The 17,076-nt window shown below is 67.7% G+C and carries 14 protein-coding genes; 7 read left to right on the plus strand and 7 right to left on the minus strand.

Going from position 1 to position 17,076, the window contains the following annotated elements; translation table 11 throughout:
- The first annotated feature begins 5 nt into the window (after positions 1–5).
- The 3 genes from LL972_RS05890 to LL972_RS05900 all read left to right on the plus strand — a co-directional run bounded on the left by LL972_RS05890 (position 6) and on the right by LL972_RS05900 (position 2,898).
- On the plus strand, positions 6–269 hold the full coding sequence (locus tag LL972_RS05890) for an exodeoxyribonuclease VII small subunit (protein ID WP_228326782.1): 264 nt from the start codon (positions 6–8) through the stop codon (positions 267–269).
- A gap of 1 nt (position 270) precedes the next feature.
- Positions 271–1,146 carry a polyprenyl synthetase family protein gene (locus tag LL972_RS05895; RefSeq protein ID WP_228326783.1) on the plus strand — a complete coding sequence of 292 codons (876 nt, stop codon included), beginning with the start codon at positions 271–273 and terminating at the stop codon, positions 1,144–1,146.
- A 663-nt stretch (positions 1,147–1,809) separates the two neighbouring features.
- Positions 1,810–2,898, plus strand: a complete 1,089-nt coding sequence (locus tag LL972_RS05900) for a M35 family metallo-endopeptidase (protein WP_228326784.1) — start codon at positions 1,810–1,812, stop codon at positions 2,896–2,898.
- 70 nt (positions 2,899–2,968) lie between these two features.
- Here the strand turns inward: LL972_RS05900 and LL972_RS05905 are convergent, their stop codons facing one another.
- Together LL972_RS05905 and pmbA are read right to left on the minus strand one after the other, a co-directional pair.
- Positions 2,969–3,433 (minus strand): DUF4870 domain-containing protein, encoded by a 465-nt coding sequence (locus tag LL972_RS05905; RefSeq protein ID WP_228326785.1) that lies wholly within the window; start codon positions 3,431–3,433, stop codon positions 2,969–2,971.
- Between the two features lie 79 nt (positions 3,434–3,512).
- Complete coding sequence (gene pmbA / locus LL972_RS05910) at positions 3,513–4,880, minus strand: metalloprotease PmbA (RefSeq protein WP_228326786.1); 1,368 nt, start codon at positions 4,878–4,880, stop codon at positions 3,513–3,515.
- Positions 4,881–4,988: 108 nt separating this feature from the next.
- Between pmbA and yjgA the strand changes: the two genes are divergently transcribed.
- On the plus strand, positions 4,989–5,567 hold the full coding sequence (gene yjgA / locus LL972_RS05915) for a ribosome biogenesis factor YjgA (RefSeq protein ID WP_104648048.1): 579 nt from the start codon (positions 4,989–4,991) through the stop codon (positions 5,565–5,567).
- Positions 5,568–5,823: 256 nt separating this feature from the next.
- On the opposite strand, the gene tldD is transcribed toward yjgA, so the two are convergent.
- Entirely contained in the window at positions 5,824–7,269 is a 1,446-nt protein-coding gene (gene tldD, locus LL972_RS05920; protein WP_104648049.1) for a metalloprotease TldD, read from the minus strand.
- Between the two features lie 99 nt (positions 7,270–7,368).
- Here tldD and LL972_RS05925 point away from each other — a divergent pair, with 99 nt between their 5' ends.
- Complete coding sequence (locus LL972_RS05925) at positions 7,369–8,148, plus strand: DUF6065 family protein (protein WP_228326787.1); 780 nt, start codon at positions 7,369–7,371, stop codon at positions 8,146–8,148.
- A 126-nt stretch (positions 8,149–8,274) separates the two neighbouring features.
- Here the strand turns inward: LL972_RS05925 and LL972_RS05930 are convergent, their stop codons facing one another.
- The 3 genes from LL972_RS05930 to LL972_RS05940 form a co-directional block, all read right to left on the minus strand.
- Complete coding sequence (locus LL972_RS05930; RefSeq protein WP_228326788.1) at positions 8,275–12,201, minus strand: YhdP family protein; 3,927 nt, start codon at positions 12,199–12,201, stop codon at positions 8,275–8,277.
- 143 nt (positions 12,202–12,344) lie between these two features.
- The gene (gene rng / locus LL972_RS05935) at positions 12,345–13,844 is read right to left on the minus strand and encodes a ribonuclease G (protein ID WP_228326789.1); all 1,500 of its coding nucleotides are present in this window, start codon (positions 13,842–13,844) and stop codon (positions 12,345–12,347) included.
- On the minus strand, positions 13,844–14,416 hold the full coding sequence (locus LL972_RS05940; protein WP_228326790.1) for a Maf-like protein: 573 nt from the start codon (positions 14,414–14,416) through the stop codon (positions 13,844–13,846). Before LL972_RS05940 ends, rng begins: the two co-directional genes overlap by 1 nt.
- Positions 14,417–14,538: 122 nt before the next feature.
- Here LL972_RS05940 and LL972_RS05945 point away from each other — a divergent pair, with 122 nt between their 5' ends.
- Together LL972_RS05945 and LL972_RS05955 are read left to right on the plus strand one after the other, a co-directional pair.
- A complete protein-coding gene (locus LL972_RS05945) occupies positions 14,539–15,273 on the plus strand; it encodes an SIMPL domain-containing protein (protein WP_228326791.1) in 735 nt (244 codons plus the stop codon).
- Positions 15,274–15,576: 303 nt separating this feature from the next.
- Positions 15,577–16,254, plus strand: a complete 678-nt coding sequence (locus LL972_RS05955) for an energy transducer TonB (protein ID WP_429002118.1) — start codon at positions 15,577–15,579, stop codon at positions 16,252–16,254.
- A gap of 238 nt (positions 16,255–16,492) precedes the next feature.
- Here the strand turns inward: LL972_RS05955 and rlmH are convergent, their stop codons facing one another.
- The gene (rlmH, locus tag LL972_RS05960; protein WP_228326792.1) at positions 16,493–16,963 is read right to left on the minus strand and encodes a 23S rRNA (pseudouridine(1915)-N(3))-methyltransferase RlmH; all 471 of its coding nucleotides are present in this window, start codon (positions 16,961–16,963) and stop codon (positions 16,493–16,495) included.
- Positions 16,964–17,076 lie beyond the last annotated feature (113 nt).

Below are 17,076 nucleotides of genomic sequence, written 5' to 3' on the forward strand. Positions count from 1 at the left end.
TGGCGATGGTCAAAAAATCCTTGAATGAAACCTCCCCGGTCGCCCGCTTCGAACAGTCGCTGGAAGAACTCGAGCAACTGGTGCAGAAGATGGAAGTCGGCGACCAGAGCCTGGAGCAATCGCTCACGGCCTACGAGCGTGGCATCGGTCTGTACCGCGACTGCCAGCAGGCGCTGGAACACGCCGAACTGCGCGTGCGCATGCTGACCGACCCCGCGCGCCCCGATCTGGCCGAAGCTTTCGAGCCGCCGTCGCAGGACGGCGGCTGAGGTGAGTTCGGCGTTGTTCGACCACTGGATCGGCCGCACCGAACGCCGCCTGGAAGCCTGTCTGCCAAGCCCGGCGCTGGCGCCGCAACGACTGCACGCGGCGATGCGGCACGCGGTGCTGGGCGGCGGCAAGCGCATGCGTCCGCTGCTGGTGTATGCGACCGGCGCACTGTTCGGCGCCGACGAGGACAGCCTGGACACACCCGCGGTGGCGGTGGAACTGATCCACGCCTATTCGCTGGTGCACGACGACTTGCCGGCAATGGACGACGACGCCCTGCGCCGCGGCCAGCCCACCGTGCATATCGCCTTTGACGAAGCCACGGCGATCCTGGCCGGCGACGCGCTGCAGACACGCGCCTTCGAGCTGCTGGCTGCGGCCCCGGTCAGCGCGGAGCTGCGGGTCGGCTGGCTGCAGAGTCTGGCCACCGCCGCGGGCGCTGCCGGCATGTGCGGCGGCCAGGCGCTGGATATCGATGCCACCGGCCAGTTGCAATCGCTGCGCGATCTCGAGCGCATGCACGCACTCAAGACCGGCGCACTGATCCGCGCCGCCGTGCGCATGGGCGCGCTCACCGGAGCTGCCGCAGCCGACGATCAGCAGCGCCTGGATGCGTTCGCCGACGCGCTGGGGCTGGCGTTCCAGGTCCGCGACGACATCCTGGATGTGGAATCGAGCTCGGCGCAGCTGGGCAAGACCGCCGGCAAGGACGCCGCGCAGGCTAAATCCACCTATCCCGCCCTGCTCGGAATGGAGGGCGCCAAGGCCAAGCTGGCCGAACTGGCCACGCGCATGCACGACATCCTGCAGCCCTACGGCGCGCCCGGCGACACGCTGGCGACGCTGGGCCGGTTTGCGGTGGACCGCGCGCACTAGAACGCAGCATTCGTGCGAGCGGCGTGCAGCCTTACCGCCGTGCCGTACATCTCGTACCCGCACCCGCGCCAGACATGCGCAGACACTCACGCAAGAGCAGTCATCGGCCGGCCTGGGCAGTGACGTGCGTGCGCCGATCATCGTGGTGGCCGGCGAACGGATGACCGAGGCATGGGCTGCGCCCTGTTCGCGCACGGCCGACCGACGATCAGCCAGCTGCCTGCAGCGACGACGGCGACCAAGCTCTCGGACAATTGGTGGCCCGGACGCAGCCTCTTCCGCGCTCCAGTGGACGCACACCGTACCTTTTCGTGCACCTGGATACCGGCGTCGATCAAGCGATCGCGCTGCTCTTTGCGCACACCGTGCGCCAGCGCACGGTGTGTTTGTAGCGCGCCGCCCTGCAGGCGATGCGCTGTGTCACAGAACGTAAATTCTCTTTCCGTAAATTTTCACAAGAGCATTTTCAGAAATTGATCGCAAAGTGTGGATGACAACGCAATTTTCGGCCGAATTGTCGCCATCCGTGTCTGTTTTTGTCGTTACGTGATCACCAGCAGGCCAAAAACGGCATCAATCGGTTCTCTTGTTGCGTCTGCTCGCTCTGCCTAGGTTGACCTGCCCGCGTCTGCGGACATCCCCCGACCACATGGAGAGTCACTGGTGAAGAACGTTTTTCTCGCATCGTTTGCAGCAGGTACGTTGGCCGTTGTTGGCGTGCTCGGTTCGGCGCAGGCGCAGTCCGTGCGCGGCCCGGTCCCGTTGACCATTGAACTGGCGCCGGTCGCCGATCAGGCCGGGAGACACCAGGGCAAGATTGCAGTGACCGTCACCAATAACGGCAGCCAGATCGCCCGCGTACCGACCTACCGGCTGCCGCTGCAATCGCTGGACAACGGCATCCTGGAAGTGAGCCGCGATGGCGCCCCGGTGACCTACACCGGACGCCTGGTCAAGCGCGGCCTGCCCAAGGCGGCCGACTTCACCATCCTCAAGCCCGGCCAGACCGTGCAGGGCGTGGTCGACCTGGCTGCCGCCTACGACCTGTCCACCAGCGGCAACTACACCATCCGTGTCAGCTCGCCGCTGCAGTACGCCTCGCTGGCCGATGGCAGCCTGCTGAAGACCGCCGATGGCAAGACCGCGGTGGCCGGCAGCGCGCCGTTGACGGTGTGGCTGGACGGCGTCAACCGCGGCGTGCAGCGCCGGATGGCGATCGGTCCGACCGCCGTGGTCAACGGCGTCAATTACCTGAACTGCAGCACCACCCGCACCAGCCAGGCCGGCAGCGCGGTCACGGCGGCCCGCGCCTACTCGCAGAACGCGCGCAATTATCTCAATGCCGGCAGCACCGGCGCGCGCTACACCACCTGGTTCGGCGCCTACAACGCCTCGCGCTACAGCCGGGTTAGCTCGAACTTCGTCAACATCGACAACGCGCTGGACCAGAACAACGGCCAGATCACCATCAACTGCGATTGCACCGACAGCGCCTATGCGTACGTCTACGCCAATGCGCCGTACGAGATCTACGTCTGCAACGCGTTCTGGAGCGCGCCGACCCAGGGCACCGACTCCAAGGCCGGTACGCTGGTGCACGAGATGAGCCACTTCACCGCGGTGGCCGGCACCCAGGACCGCGTGTATGGCCAGTCCGGTGCGCGCAACCTGGCGATCAGCAACCCGGCCCAGGCAATCACCAATGCCGACAGCCACGAGTACTTCGCCGAAAACACGCCGGCGCAGAACTGATCGCGTCAATGCCCGAAACGACAAAGGCCCGGCAGCGATGCCGGGCCTTTGTCATTGGCATTGTGCCGGATTACTTGATCAGGCGCAGCGTGAACGGATAACGGTAATGCTCGCCGTTGTTGGCCTTGACCGCGGCCAGGATGCAGAACACCAGATTGGCGATCCATACCAGCGTCGGCACGAAGAACAGGATGCCGAACGACACGATGGTCAGGATCACCGCAGCCACATAGGCGATGATCACGGTGATCTGGAAATTCAACGCTTCCTTGGCCTGGTCGGTGGCGAACGGCTTGGACGGGCTGGCGTCCTTGCTGATCAGCCAGATCACCAGAGCGCCGATGAAGGATGTCAGGATCCCGAGCAGATGCGCGGCCAGTGCCAGGGTGCGCTCCTCCGACGGCGTGCTGCTGCCGATCGGCGGCGGCGGCGGTGCGGCGTGCGACTCGAATTCGCTCATCATGTCTCCCCATGCATGGTTGTGGTGCGGCGGACTATAGCAACGATTCAGCCAGCCACCAGTGCGGGAAGACATGGTCTCGCTGGCGCACGGCGACTGCCGACAAGTACAGCGGCAAGACGCGCGCGCGCAGGGTGGTCCTGGTCCGCCGCGCTCAGCTGTCGCCTGCCACCGTCATGCGGTTGAGCAGCACCGAGCCGATCTTGACGTGCGAGCGCGGATCGACGTCGTTGCCGACCGCTTCGATGCCGGCGAACATCTCGCGCAGATTGCCGGCGATGGTCAACCCGTCGACGGGATAGGCGACCGCCCCGTTCTCGATCCAGAAGCCACCGGCGCCGCGCGAATAGTCGCCGGTCACCGGATTGACCCCGTTACCCATCAGCTCGGTGACCAGCAGGCCGCGCGACATGCCGGCGATCATCGACCTCAGATCGCCGGCATTGGCGGTGACCTGCAGGTTATGCACGCCGCCGGCGTTGGCGGTGGTCTGCAGGCCGAGCTTGCGCGCCGAGTAGCTGCCCAGCACATAGCGCTGCAGCACGCCGTCGCTGATCAATGCCGAACGCCGGGTCGCCACGCCTTCGCCGTCGAACGCGGCCGAGCGCAGGCCGCGCCGCAGGTGCGGCAGCTCTTCGATGTTGAACCAGTCCGGGAACAGCTTGCTGCCGACACTGTCGAGCAGGAAGCTGGCGCGGCGATACAGCGCGCCGCCGGAGACCGCGCCGAGCAGGTGCCCGACCAGCGAGCGCGCCACCTCCGGCGCGAACAGCACCGGCAACTGGCCGGTCGGCAGCAAGCGTGGCTGCAGCCGCGCCAGGGTGCGTTCGGCGGCGTGGCGGCCGATCGCTTCCGGCGCCTCCAGGTCCTCGCGCGCCAGCGCGCTGCTGTACCAGCCATCGCGCTGCATGCCGTCGCCCTGGCCAGCGATCAGCGCGCAGCTGATCGAATGATGGGTGCCGCGCTCGCGGCCGATGAAGCCATGCGAATTGGCGTAGACCGACAGGCTGAGCCCGGTGCTGGCCGAGGCGCCATCGGAGTTGCTGATGCGCGCGTCGGCATCGCGCCCGGCAGTCTCGCAGGCCAGCGCCAGGTCCACTGCGGTGTCGGCGTCCAGCGCCCAGGGGTGCCAGCTGTCCAGCTCGGGGAAGTCGCGCGCCATTAGCTCCGGGTCGGCCAGGCCGGCGGCAACATCGTCTTCGGTGTAGCGGGCGATCGCGCAGGCCTGGGCAACGGTCGATTCCAGGCTGGAATCCTGCAGATCGGCGGTGCTTGCGCTGCCCTTGCGCTTGCCGAAGTACACGGTGACCGCAATGCCGCGGTCGCGGGTGGATTCCACCGTCTCCACGTCGCCCAGGCGCACATTGACATCCAGGCCGCGCTCTTCGCTGCAGCTCACTTCAGCCTGGGTGGCGCCGGACGCACGGGCGCGCTCGAGCAGGCGCTGGGCGATGTCGGTGAGCGCTTCCAGGCGCTGCAGGCTGTCGTCGTGGACACGTGTTTCAGAGGAGAGTGCGTTCAATGCTTTATCCTAGTCTCATGGTGCGAGTGACCTGATGGAGGGTCCCTACGCAAGAGCTGGCCGGCATGGCCAGAATTTTTAATCAGTCTGTTTTGGGATGTATTGGCAATGCGCGGACGCGACGAAGACACCGGTGAATTCCGCGGCGCCAGCCGCAGCCAGCAGCGGCGCGAGGCGCTGGAAATCTTCGACCTGGGCGAAAAGCTGGTGGCGCTCACTCCGGCGCAGCTGGCCAAGTTGCCGGTGCCCGAATCGCTGATCCCGCATATCGAGGAGAGCAAGCGCATCACCTCGCATATCGCGCACAAGCGCCAGCTGGCGTTTCTGGCCAAGCACATGCGCCGCGAGGACGACGAAACGCTGGCCGCGATCCGCGATGCGCTGGATGCCAACAGCGACACCGCGCGCCGTGAGGTGGCCGCGATCCACCGCGTCGAGCGCTGGCGCGAGCGCCTGCTCGCCGAAGGCGACGTGGCGCTGGCCGAGCTGCTGGAAGCCTACCCGGCCGCCGACCGTCAGCAACTGCGCCAACTGGTGCGCAACGCCATCCACGAGCGCGCCAAGAACAAACCGCCGCGCGCCTACCGCGAGCTGTTCCAGGTTCTGCGCGAGTTGTCTCAGGCGCAGGGATTGGAGAGTGGGGATTCGGGATTGGAAGACGACCAGGATCTGGAAGACGACGAATAGGACCTGGCGGCCGCATTCGCGCAACTGCTCAACGAGCGCCTCCGCCGCAGCCAATCGCGGCAGCATGCTTCCAACATCGGCAACCTGGGTCGGCGACACCTGCGCGCCGAAGACGCTGCGCGCCTCTACCGCTGCGCTTCCCGATGCTCTTATCCCGATTCGCGGCATCAAGCCCGACGCGGCGCAAGGCTCAAAAACGCGATATCCCGCTCCTGCCGTTGCGATTCCCGAATCCCGATTCCCAATTCCCCGCATCTCAGGCCTGCGTTCCGCCAACGGTGATGCCGTCGATCAACAGCGACGGCTGGCCGACGCCGACCGGCACGCTCTGCCCGTCCTTGCCGCACACGCCCACGCCTTCGTCCAGCGCCAGGTCATTGCCGATCATGCGCACCTTCTGCATGGTCTCCGGTCCGTTGCCGATCAGCGTGGCGCCCTTCACCGGCGCGGTGACCTTGCCGTCTTCGATCAGGTAGGCCTCGGTGGCCGAGAACACGTACTTGCCGCTGGTGATGTCGACCTGGCCGCCGCCGAAGTTGACCGCGTAGATGCCCTTCTTGACCGAGCGGATCATCTCCTGCGGATCGTGCTCGCCGGCGCGCATGTAGGTGTTGGTCATGCGTGGCATGGTCAGGTGCGCAAATGATTCGCGACGGCCGTTGCCGGTCGGCGCCACGCCCATCAGGCGCGCGTTGTGGGTGTCCTGCATGTAGCCGACCAGCACGCCGTCCTCGATCAGCGTGGTGCACTGGGTGGACGTGCCTTCGTCGTCGATATTGAGCGAGCCGCGACGGCCATCCAGGGTGCCGTCATCGACGATGGTCACGCCCGGCGAGGCCACGCGCTCGCCGATGCGGCCGGCGTAGACGCTGGTGCCCTTGCGATTGAAGTCGCCTTCCAGGCCATGCCCCACCGCCTCGTGCAGCAGCACGCCGGGCCAGCCTGGGCCGAGCACCACCGGCATCACGCCGGCCGGTGCGGGAATCGCCTCCAGATTGACCAGCGCCTGACGCAACGCTTCGCGGGCGAAGCCTTCCGGGCGGCCGTCGGCAAACAGTTCGGCATAGCCGTAACGGCCGCCGCCGCCGGAATAGCCAGATTCGCGGCGTCCGCCCTGTTCGACGATCACCTGCACGTTCAAGCGCACCAGCGGGCGCACGTCGGCGGCCAGTACGCCGTCGCTGCGCGCGATCAGCACCGTGTCCACACCGCCGGACAGGCTCACCATCACCTGCTTGACGCGCGGGTCGGCCGCGCGCACGTACTGGTCGATACGACGCAACAACTCGACCTTGGTCGCGCTGTCCATGTCGTCGATCGGGTCGGTGGCCGGGTACAGCGCGCGGCCATTGCCACGCACCAGCGAACGGGTGGATTGCGCGCCGCCCTCGCGCGAGATCGCGCGTGCGGACTGCGCCGCCTCCAGCAAGGCGTCGCGCTGGATATCGTCGGAATAGGCGAAGCCGGTCTTTTCGCCGGCAATCGCGCGCACGCCCACGCCTTGTTCGATGGAATGCGCACCGTCCTTGACGATGCCGTCTTCCACGCTCCAGCTCTCGCGTCGCGAATGCTGGAAGTACAGGTCGCCGAAGTCGATGCCCGGGCCCAGCAGGGCGCCGAAGGTACGGTCGAGATGGCCGGTGTCCAGGCCGGAAGGAAGCAGCAGCCGGGTTTCGGCCAGAGTGAGAGCGTTATCGGTCATGCAGTCAGGATGGGGCCCGCGCGCCAGGGAGACAAGTCGTTCGGCTGAACATGCGGCACGGCTATCATCGCGGGCCCATCGCCACGCCGACGCCCGCGCATGAAGCTCATTGCCTACGTCCTGGATGGCCATACGCTGGACATCCGCCCCGCCCCGCACGAGCGCGACTGGATGGACGCCACCGACCAGCGCTATGCCTACCGCTGCCTGCCGCTGGCGATCGCCAATGCGCATGGCTGGGAGCTGCTGTGCCAGGCCGGGTTCGAGGCCAGCTGGGACGGCCGCGATGGCCTGGACGCGATCCGGATCAGTGCCGATGCAGGCGCCGCGGCACCGGCGATCAGCCACTTCGGCTACGGCGTGCTGACCTTTCACGTGCCCTGCCTGTTTCGTACCGATACCGGCATGGATCTGTTCGTCACCGGGCCATTGAACCGGCCCAAGGACGGCATCGGCGCGCTGAGCGGCATGGTCGAAACCGACTGGAGCCCGTACACCTTCACCATGAACTGGAAGTTCACCCGGCCTGGGCACGTGCGCTTCGCGGCCGGCGAGCCGTTCTGCCACCTGTTCCCGCTGCCGCGGCAGCTGATCGAACAGGTGCAGCCGCAGTGGAAGCCCCTGTCCGAGGCACCGCAACTGGCGCAGCAGCATGCCGACTGGACGCAGAGCCGCACGCAGTTTCTGGAGGAACTGCCGGATGCGCAGTCGGCCGCGGCGCGCGAGAAATGGCAGCGCGGCTACTTCCGGGGAGTCGCCGGCGCCGACCCGGCGCCGGTGCAAGGGCATCGTTCGCGCCTGCGCCTGCCGATGTTCGCGCGTGCCGACAGCGATGGCGACAGTGATGGCGACAGTGATGGCGACAGTCCGGTCGATTGAGTGCAGGAAACGTAGCGCGCGCGGCTTGATAGTTGGCGCGCATGCTGCATTCGATAGGCTGGCCGCAAGGCTCGATCGCCGGAGCGACTCAATACCTGCACGCGCTGGCGCGCGCCATTAAGCGCGTCAGCGGGGCGACCGACCGGGCGTGCCTGGCGTCGCCGTTGGCGCGCCCGCTGCTGGCGGCTTGCCGGGCACACGCTCGCGCACGTCGCGTTCCACCACGTCCACCTGCGGATCCTTCCACGGCCCGGTGACGTGATAGGTCTTGGCGCCGATCGCGCCCAACGGTTTGCCGAGCACCGCATTGGCAGCCGCGCCCACCGCCGCACCGACCGGGCCGCCGGCCACCGCGCCCACCACGGTGAGCAGATTGCCGGCCTTGGGGTTCACGTCCACGGTCTGGTCGAAGGTCTGCGCGCGCAGGTCGGTCTGCCCCCGGATGGCGATGTCGGCGGCCGGACCTTCGATACGGATCGCATCGGTGCGCGCGAAACCTTCGCCGAAGCGCACCTGACCCTCCAGCTTGTTGAAGGCCAGCCCCTTGGAGAAGAAATCGCGGAAGTCGAACATCAGCCGGCGTGGCAGCTGCGCCACGCTGAGCAGGCCGAGCACGCGGCCGGCGCCGGGATCCACTTCCAGCAGCTGGCCGTTGCGCACGTCGATCTTGAGATCGCCATCCAGCGAACCGAGCGCAAACCCGGTCGGCGAGCCCTGCCAGCCGGCGTTGAGTTCCAGCTGGCCTTCGCCGCCGCGCAGCTGGCCGCCCAGGGTGAGGTTCTGCAGCAGGTTGCCGAGATTGCGGCTGTCCACCCGCGCCGACAGCCGGGTACTGGCGGAGTCGCCCTTGCCGCGCCAGGCGCCGGTCAGGCCGATGTTCTGGTCGTTGGAGCGCAGTTGCAGCTGGTCCACCTGCATGCCGTCGGTCAGCCGGCTGCTGCGCAGGGTGGCCGCGCCCAGGGTCATCTTGCCGACCTGCAGGTCGTCGATGTCCAGCGACAGCGGCGGGATCGAGACCGGGTCGAATTCGGCCACCGCGCGGCGCGCCGGCTCCGGCAACGCACCGGCCAGCGGGTCGCCCGGCTCGGGCACGGCCGGTTCGGGCGGTGCGGCCACCGGCTGCCAGTGCACCGTGCTCAGCTTGCCCTGCACGGCGGCGCCATCGGCATTAGGCACGCTGAGCTGGCCGGCCAGCGACGGGCCGTCCAGGCTCACTGCCACCGCGTCGCGGGTCGGCCGCAGGCGCAGGCGCGTCTGCGGAAAGACGCCGCCGATCATCAGCAACCGGTCGGCCTGCACATCCACCTGTTGCAGCGGCACCGCGTCCTTCTTCGGCGTTGCCGGCTGGCCCGGCAGCGGCGGCGTGTCCGGCGCGCTGCTGCCGCGCGCCAGGCTGATCCAGTCGATCGCATCCAGCGAGGCAGTGCGGCCGGTGACCACCAGGCCGTTGGCCGGCGGACGCTCGCTGACCGTGTCCGTGCCCATCACCACGCGCACGCCGGTCTGGTTGCCCTGGCTGCTGGCCTTGAGCGCGACCAGCTTGCCGAAAGCCACGTCGATATCGCCGTCGCCCACCGGCAAGGCCACCTTGACCTGCGTATCCAGCGGCTGCGTGGCCGCCTTGTCCAGTGGCGCAGGCAGATCCAGGGTGGTGCCGACCAGTTCCGAGCGCAGCGTCAGCAGCGCCTGCGGGTCCGCTTGCCCGGGGGTCGGCAGCGGTACGTCCACGCCCACCTGCCAGGGTGCGCTGCCATGCACGTAGGGGCGCAGCCATTCCATCTGCGGCGCGCGATCGAACAGTTCCCTGGCGTCCAGGGTGGCGCCGAAGCGCGCCTCGAATGCCTGCGCGGGGTCCTGCACAAAGCCACCGGCACGCAAGGACAACTCGCCGCTGCGGCCCTGGTGCTGCACGCTCAGGCGCTCGGCGGCAAAGCCGGTGTCGCGGTATTCGGCCTGTCCGCTGACCTGGTCGAAGGCCAGGTTCCAGCGCGCATCGGCCAGCCTGGCGCCCTGCAGCGCCACCGTGCCTTGCAGGTGGCCGCCCACGCCGCGGGTACGCAGGGGACGCAGCAAGTCGAAGCTCACCGCTGCCGGGCCGGATACCGCGAGATTGCGCAAGGTGTCGCCGTAGCGCTGCTCCAACGGGCTCTTGCGCAGCATGCCCAATAGCTGCGCGGCGTCGGCCTGGGTAGAGGCGCGCACGTAGAGCTCGGAGGTGGCGAAGCTGGGAATGCCGGCTTCCAGGGACGCGATCGGCGCACCGGCCAGCTCGCCCCTGCCCTGCAGGGAAAATCCGTTGCCGAGGAAGCGCAGGTCGGCCTGCACCTGCTCCATCGCCGTCCAGTCCGGGTTGAACGGGATCACGCCGTCGCGGATCTGGCCGAACGCTTCGAAACGTCCATCGTTGTTGTCGAACGGCCAGTCGTCCAGATCGCCGCTGACCAGGCCGGTGCCGCCGGTGATCACGCCGCCGGCCACCGCCGTGTCCAGCCAGTCGATGGCCGCCTTGCTCATCTTGGAGCGGATCCAGAACTTGCGCGCCACCGGCAAGGCGACATCGTCCAGTTGCGTGGCCAGCTGGATGCGCGGGCGGCTGCCATCGTTCTGGAACCACAGCCCGCCGCGCACATTGGCGCCGTAGTCCCTGGCCTGCACGCGTAGCGCCGGCGTGGCGACCTGCCAGCCGGTGCCGTCGCGCCAGCCCACGATGCTGCCGGCCAGCTGCAGCTCGTGCACCACCCCGAAGCCGGTCGGCCAGTCGAACCGCAGCGTGGCATCCGGCGCGGGATCGAGCTCAATGGCCTGCGCGTCGCCATCGATCCGGCCACGCAGGCCGCTGATGCCCGGCGTGTTGCCCACCGGCAGGAAGCCCAGCTCCTCGATCCGGCCCTGCGCCCGCACCGCTCCGCCCTGCTCGCCTGCAATCTGCAGATCGGCCAGGCGCAACTGCGGCCGGGATAGGCTCAGCCAGCGTCGCAGGCCAGGCGACAGTTGCTCGCTCAAGGCGGCCGCGGCGATCAGGCCGGAGACATCGAGGTGTTTGCCCATCACCGCGTAACGCCGCCCGCCGGCAATGCTCAGCCCGTCCAGCCGCTGCAGCCTGGCCGCCTGGCCCAAGCGCAGCAGCGGCGCATCCATGCGCCAGCCGCCGTCGACGGTCTGCCAGCGCGCGCGCGCCTGCAGCCGCTCCCACACCAGCGTGCGGCGTGCGGTCTGCTCGGGCAAAGGTGCGCCGGACAGACGCAGTTGTTGCAGATCGGCATCCACGGTGACTGCAGTGATCCGGCGCGCGCGCAACTGCGCCCAGGCCTGTAGGCGTCCGCCACCGCCGTCCACGCGCATGCCGCCGAACTGCAGCAACGCCGCCCAGGCGGCCAGATCGGCCGGGTCGGCCTGCGCATACGCGCTGCCGTCGCCGCTGTCGCGATCGAATGCGATCACCGTGGTCAGCGGTGCGCGCTGCAGGTCGATCCAGGCGTGGCTGCCGACGTTCACGGTCGAGCCGTTGACGCGCAGGCGCAGGTCGATGCGCGGCAGCGTGGTGTCCACGCCGATCGACGGCGCGGCCACCCGCAGGCGCGCCTCGGCCACCTGGATCTCGCCGAGCCGGCGCAGCGCTTCCAACGGGTCCGAATGCCGCCCGGCCGGCAGGCCCTGCACCGACCACACGCCATCGTCGCTACGTTGCAGTGTCAGCGCCAGGCCACGCAGACGCACCTCGGTCAGCGAGTGGCCGGGCAACAGGCCGGCGTACATCGCCAGCAGGATTTCGGCCTGGCCCACACGCACCTCGCCATGCGGGCCGATCCGCAAGCCATCCAGCCGCAGCAACGGGCCGCGCCGGGTCCATTCGGTCTGCAGGCGATCGAACGCGATCGGCTGGCCGGCGCGCTCGCTCAGCCACGCGGCGATCTGCTGTGGCCGCTGCTCGGCCAACGGCAACGCCTGGCTGGCCGCACCCACCAGCAACGCGATCGCCACCAGCGCAAGCGCAGTGGCAGTGATCGCATAGCGGCGAAACAGACGGAGACGGCGGCGCAGCGGGGTGGGCATCAGGGGCGGGGATTGGGCATTGGAGATTGGGGATTGGTCAAAGCAAAGCCGCGCACAGTGCCGTCAAGCGCCATTATCGGACCAAGCCACGCTACCAGAGCCGGCGTTGACCAATCCCGAATCCCGACTCCCCAATCCCGGACTCACAGCAGCACCACATCGAACTGCTCCTGCAGATACTGGTCGTCGGACTGGAAGCGGATGCTCTTGCCGAGGAATTCCTCCAGCTCGGCCACGGCTGCGGACTCTTCGTCGGTGATGCGGGCGACGACCTTCGACGAGGCGATCACCAGCAGCCGCGCGGCATCGAACTGGCGTACCGCGCGGGTGATCTCGCGGAAGATCTCGTAGGTCACCGTCTCGGCAGTCTTGATGGTGCCGCGCCCGCTGCACTGGCCGCAGGTTTCCGACAGCTGCCGTTCCAGGCTCTCGACGGTGCGCTTGCGGGTCATCTCGACCAGGCCCAGCGGCGAGAATTCGTACACGGTGGTCTTGGCATGATCGCGCGCCAGCGCCTTTTCCAGCGTGCGCAGCACCTGGCGGCGATGCTCGGCATCGTCCATGTCGATGAAGTCGATGATGATGATCCCGCCCAGGTTGCGCAGCCGCAGCTGCCGCGCCACCGCCTGCGCGGCCTCCAGGTTGGTGCGGAACACGGTTTCCTCGAGATTGCGCTGACCGACGAACGAACCGGTGTTGACGTCGATGGTGGTCATCGCCTCGGTCTGGTCGATCACCAGGTAGCCGCCGGACTTGAGCGGCACCTGCTTGTTCAACGCGCGCCCGATCTCGTCCTCGACCCCGTACAGGTCGAAGATCGGCCGGTCGCCGGTGTACAGCTCGAGCCGCTCGGCCAGCACCGGCATGTACTTGGCCACGAACGCCTGCAGCTGCGCGAAGGTTTCGTTGGAGTCGACCTTGACCTTTTCCACGTCGCGGCGGATCAGGTCGCGCACCGCACGCAACGGCAGGCTCAGGTCTTCGTAGATGATGCTGCACGGCGGTGCTTCGCGGCCGCGCCGCTCGACCACGTTCCAGACCCGCGACAGGTAGGCGATGTCTTCGGCCAGCGCCTCGGCCGGCTGGCCTTCGGCATTGGTGCGGATGATGTAGCCAAACCCGCCGTGCTGGGCCGAGACCTCGCTGACAATGGTCTTCAGGCGCAACCGCTCGGCCTCGTCCTCGATCCGCGCCGACACCCCGACGATCTTGGATTGCGGCAGCAGCACCAGATAGCGCGAAGGAATGCTGATCTGGGTGGTGAGCCGCGCGCCCTTGGTGCCGATCGGGTCCTTGACCACCTGCACCACGATGTCCTGCCCGTCGCGCAGCAGTTCCACGATCGGCACCGCGGCCGCCGGCGGCGGCGGGATCGGCGTCTCCTCGGTATCGACCACGCTGGCCGGCGCCGGCGCCGGACGCACCACGTCATTGGCGTGCAGGAACGCGGCGCGCTCCAGACCCAGCTCGACAAAGGCCGCCTGCATGCCCGGCATCACCCGCTGCACCTTGCCCTTGTAGATGTTGCCGACCACACCCCGGCGCCAGCCGCGCTCGATATGCAGCTCCTGCAGCATGCCGTTCTCGATCACCGCGACGCGGGTTTCGCGCGGGGTGACGTTGACCAGGATTTCTTCCGACATCAATGCGCTCCGAGGGCTGTGAGCAACTGCGAGGTGTGAAACAGCGGCAATCCCATCACGCCGGAATAGCTGCCGGACAGATGGCTGATAAAACGTTCGGCGCGGCCTTGAATCGCATACGCGCCGGCCTTGCCCATCGGCTCGCCGCACGCCACGTACGCGGCGATCTGTGCAGCATCAAGTGGCGCGAAGGTCACCTCCGACACCACCAGGGCCTGCACCGGCGCGCGTTGTGCGCAGACTAGAACCACGGCCGTGAGTACCTGGTGGGTACGCCCGGAGAGCAGGCTCAGCATGGCGATCGCATCGTCCGCATCGGCCGGCTTGCCGAACACCCGCTCGCCCAGCACCACTTCGGTATCGGAGCCGAGCACGATCGCATCGGGGTCGCCGGCCTGTACCTGCGCCAGGCCGGCACGCGCCTTGTCCAGCGCGACGCGCTGCACGTACTGCGCAGGCGATTCTTCGGGCGCGCGCAGTTCGGGCACGTCCAGTTGCAGGGTCTGGAAAGGCACATCCAAGCGTTGCAGCAGTTCTTGTCGGCGCGGCGACCGGGAGGCGAGATAGAGCATCCGTCCAGCATACCTGTTGCTCCTCCTTGCCCGCTTGCCGATCCGGGCGGCAGTGGTCGCGTTCGACTCACAACATGTTCATCGAACCCGCAACACGCTTCGCTGACAGACCAGGAGATCTCATGCGTACCACCCTCACACCGTTGTTGCTGGCCCTGTCCATCGCTGCCGGAACCGCCATGACCGCCCACGCCCAGACCACTCCGAGCTACACCATTCCCAACGATGGCACCCTGCTCAACGTGTCGGCCGAGGCGGACGCCAAGCGCATACCGGACATCGCCACGCTGTCGGCCGGCGTGGTCACCCAGGCCGCCGACGGCAACGCCGCCATGCGCCAGAACGCCGAACAGATGAGCAAGGTCATGGCTGCGATCAAGGCCGCCGGCATCGCCGACAAGGACGTGCAGACCACCGGCATCAATCTCAGCCCGCAGTACACCTACAAGGAAAACGAAGCGCCCAGGATCAACGGCTACCAGGCCAGCAACACGGTCAGCCTCAAGGTCCGCGACATTTCGCGCCTGGGCAAGGTACTGGACGCGCTGGTCGCCCAGGGCGCCAACGACATCAACGGCCCCAGCTTCTCGGTGGATCAGCCCGAACCGGCCTACGACGAGGCCCGCGTGGCCGCCCTGAAGAAGGCCCAGGCCCGCGCCGACACCTACGCCAAGTCGCTCGGCCTGAAGGTGCGCCGCATCGTCAGCATCTCCGAAGGCCGCAGCGGCGGCGGTGCGCGCCCGATGATGATGGCCGCCTCGATGCGCTCGGCCAAGGCCGAGATGGACACCCAGGTCGCCCCGGGCGAGAGCACCTTGTCGATCAACCTGGATGTGACCTTCGAGTTGGGACGTTGACCTGGCCGCAATCGCGTTCGGTGTGATGTCCAGACTGCCCTCCCCGAGGGCAGTTTTTTGTTGGGCAAACCGAAAATTCTGGTGCCTCGCCTTGCGATGACAGATGCCCACCCCCTTCCGTCCACGGGTCTGCCGCGCCGGCCACTCTGCATGGTTCGACGCGAAGGGGCGAATCAATCAGCCGACCTCCAGCGCTTCGAAATCACTTGTGTCCGTGCAAACGGCGCGGTAAACCTACGCTACCGGATGGTGTAGTGCGTCCGGGTCGCGCTGGTCCTTTCCGCAGTTCCGTTGAGGAGGTGGATGATGGTTCGCACGCAGTCGCAGGTTTCTTCCCGATCCACAGGCATCGACACCTCGCGCGTCCTGGCGATGAGCACTGCGGTGGCCTTGCATTTGCTGGCCGGCGGGTTATTGCTGATACCGCTCTCGTACCGGGCGGTTCCGCAGCCGCCCGCACCGAAAGAGCGCTGGGTCATGCCCATCACCATCGCGACGCCACCACCGCCGGTGATGACGATCAAGCGGGAGTTCACGCCGAAAGTGCCGCACACACCGCCGACCACGGTGCAGGTGCAGGTGCAGGTGCAGACCCCGGTGATCAGTGAGCCTGCCGTGGTCGACAACGCAACGTTCGCCTTACCTGCGGTCTCGGAGGCGGCGTCTGACAGCGCGCCGGCGATTGCCGCGCCCAGCGGCCCGGTCGAGGCAGGCCAGCTGCAGTATCTGAGTTCACCGGCGCCGAGTTACCCGGTGGCGGCGTTGCGTGCCGGGCAGCAGGGCACGGTGCTGCTGCGCGTGCTGGTCGGCACCGATGGCCGCCCGGCCGAGGTGAGCGTGCAGACCAGCAGCGGTCATCGTGCGCTCGACCTGGCCGCACGCAGCCAGGTGCTGCGCAGCTGGCGCTTCCAGCCGGCGATGCAGAACGGCCAGGCCGTGCAGGCATACGGCCTGGTGCCGGTGAGTTTTTCGTTGAATTGATGCGTCATCACCTGCGGCGACCCGGATGCCCGGTCGCCGCATGGTCTGGCGTTGTGCAGCCGGCTGCTGCGAGGCCGCGGTTTCAGCTGTTGCATGCGCATCGTTGCAGTGCGCCTTGCGTGCACGCGACGACGTGCGGTCTCGCGGATCGGGTTGAGGATGCGCCCGGCTACTTGCCCGCATACCCATCTCGAAAGCGCAGCGGCTACGCGCGGATTACTGCCCTCGCGCATGCCACTTAGGCGCGGTGATACGGATGGTTGGCCAGCATCGCCGCAGCGCGGTACAGCTGCTCGGCGACGATCAGGCGCACCAGCATGTGCGGCAGGGTCAGCGAGCCGATCGACCAGCTTTCGCTGGCGGTTTTCAGCACCTCGGCGGCATGACCTTCGGGGCCGCCGATCAGGAACGCCAGATCGCGGCCCTGCCCGCGCCAGTGCTCCATGCGCTGGGCAAGCTGTTCCGAACTGAGCGGGCGGCCCGGGATATCCAGCGCAACCACGTAGGCGTTCTTGGGCAGCGCGGCGAGCACGCGGCGGCCTTCGTCATCGATGGCGCGTTGTGCATCGCGGCCCTTGCCACGCAGGCCGGGCTCGATCTCGACCAGCTCCAGCGGCATCCAGTGCGAAAGACGCTTCTGATATTCGGCAAAGCCCTGCGCCACCCAGGCCGGTGCGCGCTCGCCGGTAGCGATAAGTCGGCATTTCATGGCCACATGATATCCGCGTCACAGCTTGGGCATCGGAACCGGGGCGATCGCGCCGGTGTCATGGTGCGGTTACAGCGGGCTTCTAGCGTCGGCGCACTACCCAGCCCGCAGGA

This window comes from Xanthomonas campestris pv. asclepiadis (assembly GCF_020784175.1).
In the GTDB taxonomy this organism is placed as follows: Bacteria; Pseudomonadota; Gammaproteobacteria; order Xanthomonadales; family Xanthomonadaceae; genus Xanthomonas; species Xanthomonas campestris_D.